This window comes from Marinicauda salina, assembly GCF_003122085.1.
Lineage (GTDB): Bacteria > Pseudomonadota > Alphaproteobacteria > Caulobacterales > Maricaulaceae > Maricicauda_A > Maricicauda_A salina.
On the sequence record NZ_QEXV01000001.1, the window covers coordinates 113,725 to 131,360 of the forward strand.

At 70.3% G+C, this 17,636-nt stretch carries 15 protein-coding genes; 2 read left to right on the top strand and 13 right to left on the bottom strand.

The window, feature by feature from the left end; all coding sequences use genetic code 11:
• Positions 1-2 precede the first annotated feature (2 nt).
• From DDZ18_RS00420 to DDZ18_RS00440, 5 genes are all read right to left on the bottom strand, one after another.
• On the bottom strand, positions 3-1,964 hold the full coding sequence (locus DDZ18_RS00420; RefSeq protein WP_109251389.1) for an acetyl-CoA carboxylase biotin carboxylase subunit: 1,962 nt from the start codon (positions 1,962-1,964) through the stop codon (positions 3-5).
• 574 nt (positions 1,965-2,538) lie between these two features.
• Positions 2,539-3,345 carry an enoyl-CoA hydratase/isomerase family protein gene (locus DDZ18_RS00425; protein ID WP_109251390.1) on the bottom strand — a complete coding sequence of 269 codons (807 nt, stop codon included), beginning with the start codon at positions 3,343-3,345 and terminating at the stop codon, positions 2,539-2,541.
• The gene (locus DDZ18_RS00430) at positions 3,338-4,513 is read right to left on the bottom strand and encodes an acyl-CoA dehydrogenase family protein (protein ID WP_109251391.1); all 1,176 of its coding nucleotides are present in this window, start codon (positions 4,511-4,513) and stop codon (positions 3,338-3,340) included. Before DDZ18_RS00430 ends, DDZ18_RS00425 begins: the two co-directional genes overlap by 8 nt.
• A 516-nt stretch (positions 4,514-5,029) precedes the next feature.
• Entirely contained in the window at positions 5,030-6,640 is a 1,611-nt protein-coding gene (locus DDZ18_RS00435; RefSeq protein ID WP_109251392.1) for an acyl-CoA carboxylase subunit beta, read from the bottom strand.
• Complete coding sequence (locus DDZ18_RS00440; protein WP_109251393.1) at positions 6,640-7,524, bottom strand: SDR family oxidoreductase; 885 nt, start codon at positions 7,522-7,524, stop codon at positions 6,640-6,642. Before DDZ18_RS00440 ends, DDZ18_RS00435 begins: the two co-directional genes overlap by 1 nt.
• A 118-nt stretch (positions 7,525-7,642) precedes the next feature.
• On the opposite strand from DDZ18_RS00440, the gene DDZ18_RS00445 reads away from it, so the two are divergent.
• Positions 7,643-8,053 (top strand): MerR family transcriptional regulator, encoded by a 411-nt coding sequence (locus tag DDZ18_RS00445; RefSeq protein ID WP_109251394.1) that lies wholly within the window; start codon positions 7,643-7,645, stop codon positions 8,051-8,053.
• Here the strand turns inward: DDZ18_RS00445 and DDZ18_RS00450 are convergent.
• The 6 genes from DDZ18_RS00450 to DDZ18_RS00475 all read right to left on the bottom strand — a co-directional run bounded on the left by DDZ18_RS00450 (position 8,050) and on the right by DDZ18_RS00475 (position 14,803).
• Positions 8,050-8,835, bottom strand: a complete 786-nt coding sequence (locus DDZ18_RS00450; protein ID WP_109251395.1) for an SDR family NAD(P)-dependent oxidoreductase — start codon at positions 8,833-8,835, stop codon at positions 8,050-8,052. The genes DDZ18_RS00445 and DDZ18_RS00450 overlap by 4 nt on opposite strands.
• Positions 8,832-9,905 carry an SMP-30/gluconolactonase/LRE family protein gene (locus DDZ18_RS00455; RefSeq protein ID WP_109251396.1) on the bottom strand — a complete coding sequence of 358 codons (1,074 nt, stop codon included), beginning with the start codon at positions 9,903-9,905 and terminating at the stop codon, positions 8,832-8,834. The genes DDZ18_RS00450 and DDZ18_RS00455 overlap by 4 nt, the downstream gene beginning before the upstream one ends.
• Before the next feature lie 64 nt (positions 9,906-9,969).
• Positions 9,970-11,190 carry a kynureninase gene (locus tag DDZ18_RS00460; protein WP_109251397.1) on the bottom strand — a complete coding sequence of 407 codons (1,221 nt, stop codon included), beginning with the start codon at positions 11,188-11,190 and terminating at the stop codon, positions 9,970-9,972.
• Positions 11,187-11,831 carry an arylformamidase gene (gene kynB / locus DDZ18_RS00465; protein ID WP_109251398.1) on the bottom strand — a complete coding sequence of 215 codons (645 nt, stop codon included), beginning with the start codon at positions 11,829-11,831 and terminating at the stop codon, positions 11,187-11,189. The genes DDZ18_RS00460 and kynB overlap by 4 nt, the downstream gene beginning before the upstream one ends.
• 5 nt (positions 11,832-11,836) lie before the next feature.
• Positions 11,837-12,613, bottom strand: coding sequence for a glucose 1-dehydrogenase (locus DDZ18_RS00470; protein ID WP_109251399.1), 777 nt, complete (start codon positions 12,611-12,613; stop codon positions 11,837-11,839).
• Positions 12,614-12,742: 129 nt separating this feature from the next.
• Complete coding sequence (locus DDZ18_RS00475; protein ID WP_158272022.1) at positions 12,743-14,803, bottom strand: S9 family peptidase; 2,061 nt, start codon at positions 14,801-14,803, stop codon at positions 12,743-12,745.
• A 116-nt stretch (positions 14,804-14,919) separates the two neighbouring features.
• On the opposite strand from DDZ18_RS00475, the gene DDZ18_RS00480 reads away from it, so the two are divergent.
• Positions 14,920-15,903: an RsmB/NOP family class I SAM-dependent RNA methyltransferase gene (locus tag DDZ18_RS00480; RefSeq protein ID WP_158272023.1), complete on the top strand. Its 984-nt coding sequence runs from the start codon at positions 14,920-14,922 to the stop codon at positions 15,901-15,903.
• Here DDZ18_RS00480 and rsmI read toward each other — a convergent pair.
• Together rsmI and DDZ18_RS00490 are read right to left on the bottom strand one after the other, a co-directional pair.
• A complete protein-coding gene (rsmI, locus tag DDZ18_RS00485; RefSeq protein WP_109251402.1) occupies positions 15,900-16,676 on the bottom strand; it encodes a 16S rRNA (cytidine(1402)-2'-O)-methyltransferase in 777 nt (258 codons plus the stop codon). The two genes, DDZ18_RS00480 and rsmI, sit on opposite strands and share 4 nt — an antisense overlap.
• Entirely contained in the window at positions 16,673-17,635 is a 963-nt protein-coding gene (locus tag DDZ18_RS00490) for a transglutaminase family protein (protein ID WP_109251403.1), read from the bottom strand. The genes rsmI and DDZ18_RS00490 overlap by 4 nt, the downstream gene beginning before the upstream one ends.
• Position 17,636 lies beyond the last annotated feature (1 nt).

The window sequence follows — 17,636 nt, forward strand, 5'->3', positions numbered from 1 at the left end:
TCTTAATCCTGTTCCGCGAGTTCGAGTTCGATCAAGACGCTTCCGCTGGCGACCTGCGCGCCCTTGGCGACATGGACCGCGGCGATCACGCCGTCGGCCTCGGCGGCGAGCCGCATCTCCATCTTCATCGCCTCGATGACGGCCAGCACCGCGCCGGCCTTCACCGCGCGGCCGACCTCGGCGTCGAGCTTGACGACCGAACCCGCCACGGGGGCGGCGATCTTCGACGGATCCGCCAGCGCGTCCGGTCCCCAGGGCGAAGGCTCGCGGACCTGATGGGCGCGCCGGCCGAAGGCGACGTGCAGCCCGTCGGGCGTCTCCGCGACGAAGGCGGTCCGCGCCGCGCCGTCGATCTCGTAGCGCACCCGCGCGCCGTCCCGGCCGATCAGGCGGACAGCCGACGACGTCTCGGCCTCGACGACCGTCACCGCGCCGGCGCCGGTCTGTTCGATGCGCAGCGTCTTCGCCTCGCCGTCGACCTCGAGCGGCAGGTCGAAGCGCGTCACCGAGCCCGAGCGCAGCGCCCCGCAGCCCGGCGCGGCGAGGATCAGCGCGCCGAGCGCGAAGGGCTCGAAGCCGGCGGGCTCCGCCGCGAAGGGGCCTGACCGGTCCTCCGCCCACCGATCGAGATCGGCGGTCGTGACCGCGCCGGACCGGAAGGCCTCCCCGTCGAGAAGATCGATCAGGAAGGCGCGGTTCGTCGTCACGCCCAGCAGCGGATGGGCCTCCAGCGCGGAGATCAGCCGGGCGATCGCCTCGTCGCGCGTCGTCCCGCCGGCGATGATCTTGGCCACCATCGGATCGTAGTGCGGCGTGATCGCGTCGCCGCTCGCCACGCCGGCGTCGATGCGCACGCCGTCCGTGTCGTTGGACGGATCGAAATACAGGACCGGACCCGACTGCGGCGAGAAACCGGCCAGCGGGTCCTCGGCGTAGAGGCGGGCCTCGATCGCGTGGCCGCACAGCGCGACATCATCCTGGGCGAGCGGCAGCGGCTCGCCCGCGGCGACTCGCAGCTGGAGCGCGACGAGGTCGAGCCCGGTCACCATTTCCGTGACGGGATGCTCGACCTGCAGCCGGGTGTTCATCTCGAGGAAGTAGTAGGCGCCGTCTTCGTCGAGCAGGAACTCCACCGTGCCCGCGCCGACATAACCCACGGCCTTCGCCGCGGCGACGGCGTCGGCGCCCATCTTCGCGCGCAACGCCGCGTCGACGGCCGGCGAGGGCGCCTCCTCGATCACCTTCTGGCGGCGGCGCTGGGCGGAGCAGTCGCGCTCGCCGAGATGGATCGCGTTCCCATGGCCGTCGGCGAAGACCTGGATCTCGACGTGACGGCCGCGCTCGACGAGCTTTTCGAGCAGCACCGCATCGTCGCCGAAAGCCGACTTCGCCTCGCGTTTGGCCGCCTCCAGCGCGTCGGCGAATTCATCCCGGTTTCGAACGGTGCGCATGCCGCGCCCGCCGCCGCCGGCGGCGGCCTTGATGAGCAGCGGGAAGCCGATCTTGCCGGCCTCGTCCGCCAGCTTGTCCGCAGACTGATCCTCGCCCTGCCAGCCGGGAACCGTCGGCACGCCGGCGTCGATCATCTTCTGCTTGGCGCGCGCCTTGTCGCCCATCGCCTCGATGGCCTCGGCGGGCGGTCCGATCCAGACGAGGCCCGCCTCGGCGACGGCCCGGGCGAAGGCGGCGTTCTCCGACAGGAAGCCGTAGCCGGGATGGACCGCGCCGGCGCCGGTCTTCATTGCGGCGGCGAGGATGGCGTCGATATCGAGATAGCTCTCTGCGGCGGGCGCGGGACCGATGCGCACGGTCTGATCGGCGGCGCGGACATGCATCGCGCCCGCGTCGGCGTCGGAATGCACCGCGACGGTCCTCAGCCCCATCGCCTTCGCCGTGCGCATGATCCGCACGGCGATCTCGCCCCTATTGGCGACGAGCAGGGTGTCGAAGGGGCGGGTCGTCATGGCTCCGCACCTTTGCGTTCAATCCCCCTCCCTCCCCCGCGTGGGGAGGGTGGACAAGCCGAAGGCTTGGCCGGGTGGGGGGCTTTCCCGCATGAAACCCCGGCCGACCCCGGACTTGATCCGGGGGAGAGCCGGGGCCTCCCGGCGATTGCTTGCGAAGAGATCCCGGATCGCGCCTTCGGCGCGTCCGGGAATTCAATCACCCCAACCCGCTCGCACCCCTCCCCATCAAGGGGAGGGAGGGCGAGTCGCGGACCCCTGCGCTGTTGCCCTTCCCCGAGGGGGAGGATCGGACCGGTTCGGTCTCCGACCGGTGTCATCCCGGAAGCCCGCAGGGCTATCCGGGACCTACCGAGAGCGCTTTCCGAACTCGGTTTGCGAGTCCGGTAGGTCCCGGCTCTCCGCGCTTCGCGCTCCGGCCGGGATGACACTGTCAGTTTCGTTCGACTCTCGCTCCGGCAGTCGGCAAGGGCGTCAGCCGCACAAGAAGACGCCCCCCACCCCTTCCCTCCCCCGAGGGGGAGGGAGGCACGGCGTCGCCCGGCGCCGAGGAACTGCAGCATCGTCGCCACCATCACTCCTCCGCGGCCCAGGCCGGCGGGCGCTTTTCCAGGAACGCCGTCAGGCCCTCCGCGCCTTCCGCGCCGCGGGCCGATTGCGCGAACACCGACGCGGCGTCGTCGACGAGGTCGCCGGCCGGCTCGAAGCGGGCCCGGCGGATGAGCGCCTTGGTCGCGGCGATCGCGCCGGGCGCGCCCCTGCGGATGTCGGCGAGCGTCTGGGCGAGCGCGGCCTCCATCGCCTCCTCGCCGTCGCAACAGGCGTGAACCAGACCCAGCCGGTGGGCCGTCGCGGCGTCGATCTTTCCGCCCGTGACGGCCAGCCGCTTCGCCTCCGAGTAGCCGAGCCGCTCGACGAGAAAGGGCGCGATCTGGGCGGGCACGAGGCCGAGGCTCGTCTCGGGCAGGCGGAACACGGCCGTCTCGCGCGCGAGCGCCACGTCGGCGACGCAGGCCAGCCCGAATCCGCCGCCCATCACCACGCCCTCGAGCACGGCGATGACCGGCAGGCCGGTCCCGGCGTAGGCCGCGCAGAGATGGCCGAAGCGCGCGTTCACGCGCGCGACCGGATCGTCGACATGATCGGCCTCGGCGGCCTGGGCCGCGCCCATGTCCTTGAGGTCGCCGCCCGAGCAGAAATGTCCCCCCGCCCCGCGCAGCACGACGGCGCGCGCCCCGGCCTCCCCGGCGCGTTCGAGCGCGGCCATCAGCTCGTCGACCATCGTCATCGACATGGCGTTGCGCGCGTCGGGACGGTTCAGCGTCACGTGTGCGACGCCGGCGTCGAACTCGAGCCGGATGGTCTCGAAAGTCTCAGGCATTGCCCTTGGGCTCGTCCTTTCGGCGCTTGGGCAGGGTGCCCTCGAGCTTGGCGATGATGCCGAGCATGATCTCGTCGGCGCCGCCGCCGATCGAGATCAGCCGGCCGTCGCGATAGGCCCGCGCTACGGGATTGTCGGCCGTGTAGCCCATGCCGCCCCAGAACTGCAGGCAGGAGTCGGCGACCTCGCGGGCGAGCCGGCCGCACTTGAGCTTGGCCATGGAGGCGAGCTTGGTGACGTCCTCGCCTTCCATGAACTTCTCGACCGCCCGGTAGGTGAGCGCGCGCAGCGCCTCGACCTCGGTCCTGAGTTCGGCGAGGCGGAAATGGATGAGCTGGTTGTCGAGCAGGGACTGGCCGAACGCCTTGCGCTCGCGCGTGTACTCGATGGTGAGATCGATCGTGTTGTCTAGCGATTTCAGCGAGGACGCCGCGCCGAACAGGCGCTCCTCCTGGAATTGCAGCATCTGGTAGAGGAAGCCCGCGCCCTCGTCGCCGATGCGATTGCGCTTGGGCACGCGCACCTCGTCGAAGAAGAGCTGCGCGGTGTCGGAGGCGTGCATGCCGATCTTGTCGATCTTCTGCTTCTCGATGCCCGGCGAGTCCATCGGCACGACGATCAGCGACTTGTTCTCGTGGGCCTTGCCGTCGGAGGTGTTGGCCAGCAGGCAGCACCAATCGGCCTGAAGCCCGTTGGTGATCCACATCTTGGAGCCCGAGATGACGTAGTCGTCGCCGTCGGAGCGCGCCGTCGTCTTCACCGCGGCGACGTCGGATCCGCCGCCCGGCTCGGACACGCCGAGGCAGCCCACGTAATCGCCGGCGATCGAGGGGGCGAGGAACTCCTTCCGGAGCTCGTCGGAGCCGAAGCGCGCCAGCGCCGGCGTGCACATGTCGGTCTGCACGCCGATCGCCATCGGCACGGCGCCGCAATTGACCAAGCCGATCTCCTCGGCGAACACCAGCGCGTAGGAGAAGTCGAGCCCGGCGCCGCCGTATTCCTCCGGCCAGCGCAGGCCGAGCAGGCCGAGGTCGCCCATCTTCTTGAACAGCTCGTGGGCGGGAAACTGCTCGGCGGCCTCCCATTCCTCCACATAGGGATTGATCTCGTTGGCGACGAATTTCGCGACCGTGTCGCGGAGCTGTTCGTGCTGCTCGGTGAATTGCATTCTCACTCTCCTCGCCGTCATTCCGGCGTCATTGCCGGACTTGTTCCGGCAATCCATGGATCACCGGGACAGGCCCGGTGATGACGTCTGGACGCTTCATGAAGACAGTCGCGCCACTCATATTCCCTCCCCTTGAGGGGGTGAGCCGCCCGAGAAAGCGCCGGTGGCGCTTTCGAAGCGGCGAACGCGAGCGCAGCGCGAACGGGGCGGGGTGAATTGAATTCCCGGACGCGCTGACCGACAGCGTCCTTCGACCTCCGGCCTTTGTCATCCCGGAGCCGCGAAGCGGCATCCGGGAGCTACCGACAGCGCTTCCCGAATTTGGTTTGCGACTCCGGTAGGTCCCGGCTCTCCGCGCTTCGCGCTCCGGCCGGGATGACACGCTCGGAATCTTTCTATCTCCAGACCCGGGTTTGGCGAGCGTCTCCGCCGCGCCAGAAATCGCCCCCCACCCCGGCCCTCCCCCGCGGGGGAGGGAGGGAGCGTACACAGCGTCCTGCCGGTGAATCCGTCCCATCACAGCCTCGCCGCGCCGAACGTGTTGGGCCTCAGCGTCCGCGCCTCGGCCTCGGCGCAGATATTGAGGCACTCGATCAGCACCGCGCGGGTGTCGCGCGGATCGATGATCCCGTCGTCCCAGAGCCGCGCCGTGCCGAACAGGGCGTGCGACTGCTCCTCCAGCGATGAGCGGATCATCTCGCTCATCTGCGCGAGACTGTCCTCGTCGGTCTCGACGCCGGCGCGTTCGTTCTTCGACCGGGTGACGATCTCCATCACCTTGGCGGCCTGCTCGCCGCCCATCACCGCGGTGCGCGCGCTCGGCCAGGCGAAGATGAAGCGCGGATCGAAGCCGCGCCCGCACATGCCGTAATTGCCGGCGCCGTAGGACCCGCCGAGCACGATGGTGAGCTTGGGCACGCGGGCGTTGGCGACGGCCTGGATCATCTTCGAGCCGTGCTTGATCGCGCCCTCGCGCTCGGCGCGCGTGCCGACCATGTAGCCGGTCGTGTTCTGCAGGAAGACGAGCGGCGTTCCCGACTGGTCGCAGAGCTGGATGAACTGGCCGGCCTTGGTCGAGCCCTCGGGCTGGATCGGGCCGTTGTTTCCGAGGATCCCGACGAGCCGGCCGCCGATGCGGGCGTGGCCGCACACCGTCTCCGAGCCGTAGGCGGCCTTGAACTCCAGGAAGTCGGAGGCGTCGACGACGCGCGCGATCACCTCCTTGACGTCGTAGGGCGTCTTGTCGTCGGCGGGCACGACGCCCATCAGCTCCTCGGCGTCGAAGGCCGGCGGCGCGCCGCCGCCCGGCGCCGAGGCTTCGTCCCAGTCGAGCTTGTCCATGATCTCGCGGGCGTAGGCGAGCGCCTGGGCGTCGTCCTCGGCGACGTACTCGCCAAGCCCCGTCACCTCGCCGTGGAGATCGGCGCCGCCGAGGCTCTCGTCGTCTGCGTCCTCCCCGATGGCGGCCTTCACCAGCGGCGGTCCGGCGAGGAAGATCTTCGACTTCTTCCGTACAAGGACGACATAGTCGGACAGGCCCGGCAGATAGGCCCCGCCGGCCGTCGAGGAGCCGTGAACGACGGCGATCTGCGGCACGCCGGCTGCGCTCATGCGCGCCTGGTTGGCGAAGCTGCGCCCGCCGTCGACGAAGATCTCGGCCTGGTAGAGCAGGTTGGCGCCGCCGGACTCCACGAGATGGATCATCGGCAGCTTGTTCTGAAGCGCGATCTCCTGGGCGCGCAGGGACTTCTTCAGCCCCATGGGCGCGACCGTGCCGCCCTTGATGGCGCTGTCGGAACACCCGACGACGCAGCGCTTGCCGCACACCACCCCGATGCCGACGATCGAGCCGCCGCCCATGGCGGACTTGTCGCCGTCGTCGTCATGCATGTTGAGGCCGGCGAGCGGCGAGAGCTCGAGGAAGGGCGCGTCGCGGTCGACCAGCCGGGCGACGCGCTCGCGCGGCAAGAGCTGGCCGCGTTCCTCGAAGCGGGATTTCTTGGCCGCCGAGTTGGCGCGGACCTTCTCCTCGAGCGCGCGGACCTCGGCGAGCTTCTCGGCCATCGCCTCGGCGGCGGCGCGGAATTCGGGCGCTTCCGGATTGAGACGGCTCGCCAGCGCGGGCATCAGGCCTCCTCCCCGCGCAGGACTTCAGGGGGGACCGCGCGGTGGAAGCCGTTATACACCGGGAAGCGGTCGTGGTCCGGCGTCGGAAACGCGCCCGAGCCCAGCGGCGCGCCGCCGTCGATCGCCAGCGTCACGCCGGTGATGAAACTCGCCGCCTCGCTCAACAGGAAGACAATCGCCGCGGAAACTTCCGCTTCCGAGCCGAGGCGCTTGGCCGGCAGGTGCTGCTTCAGGTGCGGGATCATCGCCTTCACCGCCCCGCCGTACGTGTCCATGCCCGACGAGGCGATCCAGCCCGGCGCGACGGCGTTCACGCGCACGCCGTACTGCGCCCATTCATAGGCCGCGGTCTTGGTGAGATTGCTCATGCCCGCGCGCGCCGCGCCGGAATGGGCCATGCCCGGCATGCCGTTCCACATGTCGGCGGTCATGTTGACGACCGCGCCGCCGTGCTCGCGCATCGAGGCGGCGAAGACCTCGCGCATGACCAGGAAGCCGCCGGTGAGATTGGTCGAGACCACCGCGTCCCAGCCCTTCTTCGAGATCTCCTCGAGCGGGGCGGGGAACTGGCCGCCGGCGTTGTTCACCAGGGCGTGGATCGGTCCCAGCCGATCGACGATGTCGGCGATCGCGGGCTTCACCGCCTCCTCGTCGCGAATGTCGAAGGCGGCCGTTTCGCTCGATCCGCCGTCTTCGGCGATCTCGGCGGCGACGGCGTCGAGCTTGTCGGCCTTGCGCCCGGTGACCACGACCCGGGCGCCGAGCCGGGCCAGCTCGTGAGCGGTGCAGCGCCCGATGCCCGAGCCCGCGCCGGTGACGAGCACCGTGCGCCCGGCGAACAGCCCGTCGCGGAAAACCGTGTCGTAGCGCGCCTGCTCGCTCATGCCCGAGGCGATCCCGAACTGCCTTCAAGCACGTTCGATCACCCTGACGTATACGTCAAGGTGCTCTTGTAAGGGTCACCCGGCTCCGATAAGGATTCCTGGGGGAGAGGAAGACCGCATGAGCTCCACCGCCGACGCGCCGCGCGAGGACGCGCTCTACGGCATCGCCGAGCTGGCCGAGGCGTTCGGCGTCACCCGCCGGGCCATCCGCTTCTACGAATCCAAGGGGCTGCTGAGCCCGCGCCGGGTCAACGGCCAGCGCGTCTACACCGAGGCCGACCGGACCCGGCTGGGGCTCATCCTGCGGGCCAAGGCGATCGGCTCGAAGCTGTCCGAGATCAAGACCTTCCTCGACCTCTACGGCCGCGAGGGCGAGGGCCGCGAGCGCCAGCTCGAATACGTCATCGACAAGACGGCGGCCAAGATCGACGAGCTCGAAGCCAAGAAGGCCCAGATCGAGACGACGCTGTCCGAGCTGCGCGTCATCCACGACGGCGCGAAGGCGCGCCTGGCGAAGCGCCGCGGCTAGACCCGCGTCACCTCGCGGCGGACCATCATCCTCACCAGCGGGGCGGGCAGGATCTTCATCAGCCAGTAGGCCCGGCGCATCGCCGCGCCGGTCAGCACGAACTCCGCGCCTTGCTCGAGCCCGGCCATGACGTCGCCGGCGACCTCCTCGGCGGTGGTCGCGGTGAAGCTCGTGAACGTCCGCACGCCATCCATGTCGGCCGCATGCAGGAAGGGCGTGTCGGCGACCGCCGACGGACACACCGTCATCACGCGCACCGGGCTGCCTGCGGCTTTCAGCTCCTGGGCCAGCGCCTCGGAATAGTGCTTCACGAAGGCCTTGGTCGCGGCGTAGACGGCGAGATTGGGCGTCGGCGTGAAGGCCGAGTTCGAGGCGAGATTGACGATGGTCCCGCCGCCGGTGTCCTCCATTCGGCGCAGGAAGAGCCGGGTCAGCGCGTGCAGCGCGCCGGCGTTCACCGCGATCATCCCCTGCTCGCGATCGAGATCGAGCGACCGCGACTCGCCATAGGCGCCGAAGCCCGCGTTGTTGACCAGCAGGTCGATATCGGCGCGCGCCGTCGCCCAGTCGAACACGGCCTGCGCGGCGCCGGGCTCGGCGAGATCGATCGCGAGACCGTGGATGCGAGCGTCGGGGATGCTGTGACGGATGGCGGACTTCGCGCCCTCGATCTCGTCTTCCGACAGCGACGCCCAGAGCAGCGGCCGGCCCTGCAGGGCGAGGCGGCGCGACAGCGCCAGCCCGATCCCGCTCGAACCGCCCGTGACCAGGGCGGCTTTCATTGCGCGTCCCGCTCGATCGGCGGGGGTGGGGCGTAGGCGTCGATGGTCTCGCGCTCAAGCCCGGCGACCCAGATGCGGCCCTCCCAGGGCGCGGCCGTGGTGATCCCGAAATCCTGGTCGTCCGGGCCGTAGAGCGCGTGGACGGGGCGGCCTTCGCGATCCACCGCGAGCGCCATCACCGGCCGCGTCGGCAAGGGCGGCTCGCCGACGACGTCCATGACCCGGCGCGACAGGCGCTTCACGAACGGCCGCGGATGCAGCGATTCCAGCTCGGCCGAACGCCGCGAGGGCAGCGCGATCCACAGCACCTCGCGCTCGGCGTCCCAGTGGATGTTGTCGGGATAGCCCGGCAGGCCGTCGATCAGCACGCGCGTCTCGCCGGTCCCGGGATCGAGAACATGGACCCGCGCCGCCCAGGTTTCGGCGAGGAAGACGTCGCCGGAGGCGGGATCGTGGTCGACGCCGTTGGCGAAGGCCATGCCGTCGACGAGCGTTGCCCGCTCGCCGTCCGGCCCGATCGCGATCAGTCGGCCGGTCTGCTCGCCCTCCCACAGGGAGGTCATGTACTCGCCGTAGCCGTAGCGCGCCGAGGCGTCGCTGACATAGACCGTCCCGTCGGCGGTCACGGTGAGGTCGTCGGTGAAGGTGAGGTCCGGGAAATCCCCCGGCTCGGCGAGCACGCGCCAGCCGTCGTCCTCGCGGCGCAGGAGGCCCTGCAGCGCGTCGGCGACATGGAGCGCGCCGTCGGGTCCGAAGGCGAGACCGAGCGGCCGGCCGCCCGTGTCGGCGACTTCCCGCCAGCCGCCCTCGAGGCCGCGAGCCATGATGCGCCCGTCCGCCAGGCTGGCGTAGAGCCGGCCGTCGGGCCCGGGCTCGAGATCCTCCGCGCCGAACAGGCCCGGCTCGGTCCGCGCCGGGCTGGCCGGCTCGGCGAACAGGGCTTCGAGCTCGGGATCGGGCGGCGTCGGATCGAAGTACCGCGCGTCGAGCGAGCCGGGCCCGTAGGCGAGCAGCGCGAGGATCGCCCCGAGAACGACGACCCCGCCCGCGATCCGGATGATCCACTTCATGCCGCGCCCCCGATCCTGACTGCGGAACACCCTGATCCCGCGGCGCCATGGGCGCAAGACCGCGTCAGGTGACGGCGGCGCGGGTCCGGAAGGCGGGATCTTCGAAGGCGCGGGTCTCGATGACGTCGACCATCTGCTCGGCGGCGTCGAAGACGTCGGCGTGGGAGAGATAGAGCGGGCTGAAGCCGAAACGCATGATGTCGGGGCTGCGGAAGTCGCCGATCACGCCGCGCGCGATCAGCGCCTGGACGATGGCGTAGCCCTCGGGATGGCGCAGGCTGACATGCCCGCCGCGGCGCGCGCCGGCGCCCGGCGAGACGCTCTCCAGCCCCAGCGGCGCAAGACGGTCGAGGAAAAGATCGCCGAGCGCGCGCGCCTTCGCCTCGACTTCGGCCATGTCGATGTCGGCGTAGGCGTCGAGCGCGGCGTGGAGCGCCGTCATCGACAGCACCGGCGGCGTGCCCGCCCCGAAGCGCGCGATCCCGGACGCCGCCTCGTAGCCCTCGGCGAAGTCGAAGGGTCTTGCGTGGCCCATCCAGCCCGAGAGCGGCTGCTGCAGGCGGTCGGCTTCGTCGGGATGGCAGTAGACGAAGGCCGGTGCGCCCGGCCCGCCATTGAGGAACTTGTAGCCGCAGCCCACGGCGTAGCGCGCCCCGTCGGCGGCGAGCTTCAAGTCGACCAGCCCCGCGGCGTGGGAGAGATCCCAGATGATCGACGCGCCGGCGGCCTTCGCGGCGGCCTCCTCGGCGGCGATGTCGGCGATCTCGGCGGTGCGGTAATGGACCGCGCTCTTGACCAACACGCCCGTCCCCTCGGGCAGGCCGGCGACGCCGGCGCCGGGCTCGATGCGGGAAAAGCCCGCCGTCGACAGCCGCGCCAGACCCTCGAGGATATAGCCGTCCGTCGGGAAGTCGCCGGTCTCCACGGCGACGCCCTTCGCGCCCGCGTTCACCAGCGCGGCGGCGAGCTTGAAGAGGTTCACCGACACGGAGTCCGCACACAGGACGGAGCCTTCCGGGACGCCGATCAGGCGCGCGATCCGGTCGCCGGTGCGATGCGACAGGCCGATCCAGTCGGCGGTGTTCCATGACTTGATGAGGTCGCGGCCCCATTCCTCGCGGGCGGCCCGGTCCAGCGCGGACAGCGCGGCCTTCGGCGGCGGGCCGAGCGAATTGCCGTCGAGATAGATCACGCCCTCGGGCAGGTCGAAAAGCGCGCGCCGGTCGGCGAGCGGATCGGCGCGGTCGAGGCGCTCGGCGTCGTCTCGGGTCGGCGCGGTCGTCACGGCAGCCTCCTGAGGAGCGCGCGCACCGGCGCGGCGTCCAGACCGGCGAGCTTGAGCGGCGGGGCGATCAGCTCGTAGACGCCCTCCTCCACCGCGTCCAGCACGAGCCCCTCGAGAATGCGCATGTCGCAGGCGGCGACCCGCTTGTGGGCGTCCATGGTCTTCGACTCCTGGGGGTCCAGCGAGGCCGTGTCGACGCCGATGAGCCGCGCGCCCCGATCGGCGAGCCAGTCGATCGTCTCGGGCGCGACAGCCGCGAAGGCCGGATCCCACGCGGTCACCGGCGCGGCCCGGTAGGTCCGGATCAGCACGCGCTCGACCGGCGCGTCCGGCCCGATACGCGCCAGCCCCGCCTCGACCTGATCGACGCTCACGGCCGGCCCCGGATCGATGGCGTGAACGACGCTGCACGGGCCGACATAGGCCGCCGGGTCGACCGAGGCGATGTCGGCGCCGTCGGCGGCGTAGTGCAGCGGCGCGTCGGCGTGGGCGCCGGTGTGCGTGCTCATCACCGTCTTCGAGACATTGACCGGCGACCCGGCCTCCATGCCCCACGTCCGCTCGAAGGCCACCGGCGTGTCGCCGGGCCAGACGGGCAGGCCGGGCGCGACGGCGGGCGATATGTCGATGAGTTCGCCCATGACCCTCAGAGCGGGCCGCGCGAGAGAATGCCGCCGTCGACGACGAGCGTCTGGCCGGTCATGTAACTCGACGCGTCGCTGGCGAGATAATGGATTGCCGCGGCCATGTCCTCGGGCTGGCCGACGCGCTGGATCGAGAAATTGCGCTTCATCATGTCGTCGAGCTCCGGGCTCGAGGTCAGCGCCGAGGCGAGCTTGGTCTCGGTCAGCCCCGGGCACAGCGAATTGACCCGGATTCCGTCGGCGCCGTGCTCCTGGGCGAGCACCTGGGTCATCGAGATCATCGCCGCCTTGGTGATCGAGTAGGCGCCCTGGAAAAAGCCCGGGCGCATCCCGTTGATCGAGGCGACGTTGACGATGGCTCCCCCGCCGGTCTCCTTCATCATCCGGATCGCGTCCGAGGACAGGAAGAACGGGCCCTTGAGATTGACGTCGAACGTCTTGTCCCAGGCGCTTTCGGGCGTGTCGATCGCGGCGCCGAAATAGGGGCTGGTCGCGCCGCAATTGACCAGGATGTCGAGCCGGCCTTCCTCGCTGCGGATCGAATCCAGCGCCGCGGCGCGATGCTCGGCCTCGCCGAGATGCAGCGCCATGGCGCGCGCCTTTCCGCCGTCGGCGCGGATCGCCTCGGCGACGGTCTCGCAATCGGCGATCTTGCGGCTGGCGGCGATCACGGTCGCGCCGTTGCGCGCCAGCCGTTTCGCCGTCGCCTCGCCGATGCCCCGGCTCGCGCCGGCCACCAGCGCCACCTTGCCTTCGAGCGACAGATCCTGTTCGGCCATTCGGGCCCTCCCGCATTGATGCTGTGATTTTCGGCGAAGCTAGACCGGGCGGCCCGGCGAGGCGAGCCCCCGAACGCGAACGCGCCGGGCCCCGGGACCCGGCGCGTCTGCGTGGTCGTCAGGCGGGGATCACTCCTCGCCGTCGGCCTCCTCGCCGAGGATGTCGGCGTAGTCGAGCCCCGGGGCGGGCGGTTCGCCGCCTTCGCCCGTGAGGTAGTGCTCCATCCAGCGGAACAGACGATGCGCATAGTCCAGCTGCGCGGCGGCGCGATCATTGCCATGACCCTCGCCGGGATAGGTGATCAGCCGCACCGGCGCCGCGGAGCGCAGCTTGAGGTTCCGGTAGAGCTCCATCGACTGGCTCGGGTGAACGCGCGTGTCCTCCTCGCCGTGCAGGATCAGGGTCGGAGTCTCGGAATTCCCCGCGTGATAGACCGGGCTGCGCTCCAGCAGGTTCATCCAGTTGTCCTCCCACGGCCAGCGACGCGCGTGGACGTGGTACATCTCGGTGGGGATGTCGGTCGTGCCGACCTTCGAGATCTGGTTGGAGATGCCGACGAAGGCCACCGAGGCGGCGAAGTGCTCGGACAGCGCCGTCGCGCCCCACATCGAGGCGTAGCCGCCGTACGAGCCGCCGGTGATGCCGACGCGGTCGCGGTCGACGATCCCGGCCTCGGCGAGCGCGTTCACGCCGTCGACGAGATCGTTGAACTCGCCGCCGGCGTAGTCGTCCTGGTGCAGCTTGGTGAAGTCCTCGCCGCGGCCGGTCGAGCCGCGATAGTTCGGGTAGAACACCGCGAAGCCGCGCCCGGCGCCGACATGGCCCGCCGTCGAGTAGCCCGTCAGCCAGCCGTTGGAGTAGTGCGCCTCGGGTCCGCCGTGAACGGTCAGGATGAGCGGCCATCCGCCCTCCGGACGTTCGCCGCGCGGCGTGATCAGCACGCCCTCGACCCTGAGCCCGTCGCGGGACTCGTACTCGAACCCACGCTGCTCGCCGAGCCGCACATCGTCGAGCCAGGGATTGTGATCGCCGTTGCGCGCGAGATCGCCGTCGACCGCGCCGTTGAACAGCTCGCGCGGATGACCGGGCGCATCGGCGACGGCGGCGAGACGACCGCTGGCGCGGTGCAGATCGATCCCGTGAATCACCGTGTCATCCTGGGCGACGCGGGAGAGCTCCTCGCCGTCGGTCGAATAGGTGGCGAGCGCGCTCGTCAGGCCGGCGTGGACCAGCGCGACGATCTCGTCCTCGCCCGCCCATTCGAAATCCATCACGTGCTGCTCGGCGTCCGCGGCGATGGCGGAGAACTCGCCCGTGCGCGCGTCGGCGACATGAAGCGTTCCGGCGATCGTGTCGTTGCGATCGACGCCGGCGAGCAGGGCCAGGCTGCGGCCGTCCGGCGAGAATTCCGCGTCGCCGGTCTTGCCGGGGGTCTCGATCACGCTGACGACGTCGCCGTCGCGGGCGTCGACGACATGCCAGCGGCGGTTCATGTAGTAGTCGTCGATGAGCGGGGTGGGCTGGAGCGCGACCGCGAGGCGACGGCCGTCATCCGAAATCTCCACCGCCGAGGCGTGACCCTCGAGCTCCAGCGCGGCGGCCTCGGCCTCGTCCGCCGTGACGTCGACGCGCCAGACCCGCGAGAAGGCCAGATTCTCCTCGTAGACATTGACGCGGAAGCCGCGCTCCTCGAAGCCCTCGTTGATCGCGTCGATCTCTTCCCCGGCGACGAAATAGAGCTGCTCGCCGCGCGGCCCCCAGGCATAGCTGGAGATCGCCGTGTCGTGGGCGAACAGCTTCTGAGCCTCGCCGCCGTCGGGATCGATCTCGTAGAGCGTGGAAACCTCGTCACCCTCGCGCTGCGCGGTGAAGGTGACGGTGCCCGCCCCGGGACGCCAGGCGACGTCGCCGACGCGAATGTCGCCGGCGACATAGGGACGGCCTTCGCCGTTGACCGGGGCGATCCAGAGATGCGCGTCCGATGCGCCGTTCTCCTCGCCGGCGACGACGTTGCGGGGGTCGGTCAGCGTGTAGGCGATATGGCCGCCGTCCGGCGAAAGCGCCGCCGAACCGACATGGCGAATCTCGAAGACGTCCTCGATCGTCATGTCGCGCTCCTGCGCGAACGCCGGAACACCGACGAGCGAGGCGCAGGCCGCCAGGACGGCCCCTTTCGCGAGATACTGCATTCCAGGCTCCCTCATGGTGATGTCGGACGAACGTTAACCAGACCGACCCCGGCGCGTCGAGCGGCCGCCGTGTCGCAGGGCTTGCGCCGGCGGCCGCCGCGCGCATGGTGCGCGGCATGGCGAAGAAACGCTCGAAACGGACCGGCGGCAGGCCGGGCGGCGGCCGCGATCCGCGCGCGGTTTTCATCGACCGCGTGGCGAACATCTTCGACGTCCCGCCGGCCGAGGCCGAGGCGCTCGCCTCGACGCCGCTGAAACAGTCGATCCGCGTCAACACGCTGTCGACGCGCCCGCGCGCCGACATCGAGGCCGATCTCGCCGCGCTCGGCGTCGAGCGCGCGCCGATCGCCTGGGCGCCCGACTGCTTCCACCTGCATTCGCCGAAGGCGCTCGTTTCCGAGAGCGCGCTGTTCGCGAACGGGGACGTCTATATCCAGAACGCGGCGAGCTTCATCCCCCCGCTCGCGCTCGACGCGCGGCCGGGCCAGCGCATCCTCGACCTGTGCGCCGCGCCCGGCGGCAAGTCGGCCCACATCGCCGCGATCACGAACAACACCGCCCGCCTCTGGCTCAATGACGGCATCCCCGCGCGGATCGCCAAGCTCGAAGAGGTGATCGGACTGCTGGGCGTGAACGCCGAAACGATCACCACCCATCCCGCCCAGTACGCCGACAAGTTCATCGAGGCGGCGTTCGACCGCATCCTCATCGACGCCCAGTGCACCGGCGAGGGCATGGTCGATCTCTCGCGCGCCGGCGCGCTGCGCTACTGGTCGCTCGAGCGCATCCGGAAATACTCACGCCTGCAGCAAAGGATGCTCATGTCGGCCTGGAAGCTGCTCAAACCCGGCGGGCTGCTCGTCTACTCGACCTGCACCTTCGCGCCGGAGGAGAACGAGGCGCCGGTCAGCCATCTCGTGAAGCATCGCGACGACGCCGATCTCGAGCCGATTCCGCTGGACGTCCCCGGCGAGACGCCGGGACGGACGAATTGGGAAGGCGCGAACTACGAGCCGGCGCTGACGCATGCGATGCGCATCCGGCCGAGCGAATTCCTCGAGGGCTTCTTCACCGCGCGCATCCGCAAGGCCGCGGACTAACGCGCCTTCTTGCCGCCGTCGGGCGCGTACTTGTTGACCTTCTCGCGGCGGGTCTTCGCGCCCTCGACCACCACGGTCGCCTCGCCGCGCGGGGGCTCGGCGTAGCGTTCGATCAGCTCGCTCAGGCGGCCGCGATGGACGCGCTCGAACTTCTTGGTGAGCTCCAGCGCGACGGCGGCGCGACGATCGCCGAGGACGGCGAGCGCGTCGGCCAGCGTCTCGGCGAGGCGCTGCGGGCTCTCCATGAGCACGATGGTCGACGGATCGTCGGCGAAGGCCTCGAGCCAGCGCTTGCGCTTGCCCGGCTTGCGCGGCCCGAAGCCGATGAAAGTGAAACGGTCCGTCGGCAGGCCCGACACGGTGAGCGCGGCGAGCACCGCCGACGGTCCGGGAACCGCGCTCACCTCGAGGCCCGCGTCGAGCACGGCGCGCACGACGCGATAGCCCGGATCGGACACCGCCGGCGCGCCCGCATCGCTGACCAGCGCGACGGATTTTCCGTCCTCGATCAACTTGACGATCCCGGCCGCGCTGGCGGCCTCGTTGTGCTCGTGACAGGCGAAGACCTGTTTCGCCGGAATGTCGAAATGCTCGAGCAGGGACCGGGTGACGCGCGTGTCCTCGCAGGCGATCGCGTCGACCTCCTTCAGAACACGGATCGCCCGGAAGCTCATGTCCTCGAGATTGCCGATCGGAGTGGCGACCAGCCACAGCCGCGGGCCGGCTTCGGCGGCCTCGGCCTCGGAGAGGTCGCCGCGCGGTTCGGCCGTCATCCGGTCAGCGGCGGGGCGAGGGTCGTCACCTCGACCTCGACGTCCATGCCCACGAAATCCGCCGAGGCGCCCTCGAACGACCCCACGAGCGGCACGGCCTGGCTCGGCAGGCGGGCGACGCCGGTGCGGATGAGCTTGCCCGAGGCGATCTCGCCGTTGGTCGGATCGAACTCGACCCAGCCTGCGCCGGGCAGGAAGACCTGCACCCAGGCGTGGGTGGCGCCGGCGCCGCGGACCTGAGTCCGATCGACGGCGGCGCGCTCGTCCCGGGCGGGATCGTAGAGATACCCGGTCACGAAACGCGCCGCGAAGCCGAGCCGGCGGACCGCTTCGCACATCAGCTCGGCGAAGTCGCGGCACGAGCCGCATGCGCCCCTCAGCGTTTCGTTGGGCGGCAGGACGCCGGGCTCCTCGCGCCGGTCGTAACGCAGATCGGCGTGGATGGCGGCGTTCATCCGCTCGAGGATCGACCAGGTGTCGCCGCCGGATTCGTGGGCGAAGCGCTCGGCGAAGGCGCGCACCCGGCCGTCGGGATCATCGTATTGCGGCGCGATGCAGGAATTGAGGTCGGGATACTGCTCGGCCTCGTAGGAGAAGGGATAGCGCCGCGCCGTCTCCGCGATCGGGAAGTTCGGCTGGTGCGAGGACGAACGTATCACTTCGAACGTGCACGCGATTTCGAGCGTGTCGGCCGGCGCGGCGAACTCGAACACCGTCACGGCGTTCGAAAACACGTCGTGGACCCACCGGATCCCGGACTCGGGCTGCGTGTCGAAACGAATGGAGAGCAGCCGCAGATCCGGGGAGTCGTGCGGCCGGAACATGCCGCGGTGCATGCGGAAGCTCACCGGCCTGTCGTAGCGGTACCGGGTGACGTGGCGCACCTGGAAGAGATCGGTGCGCACTCCGACGGGATTGTCCACGGCGGCCTCGCTCGATGTCCATTGCTCGGAGGTCATG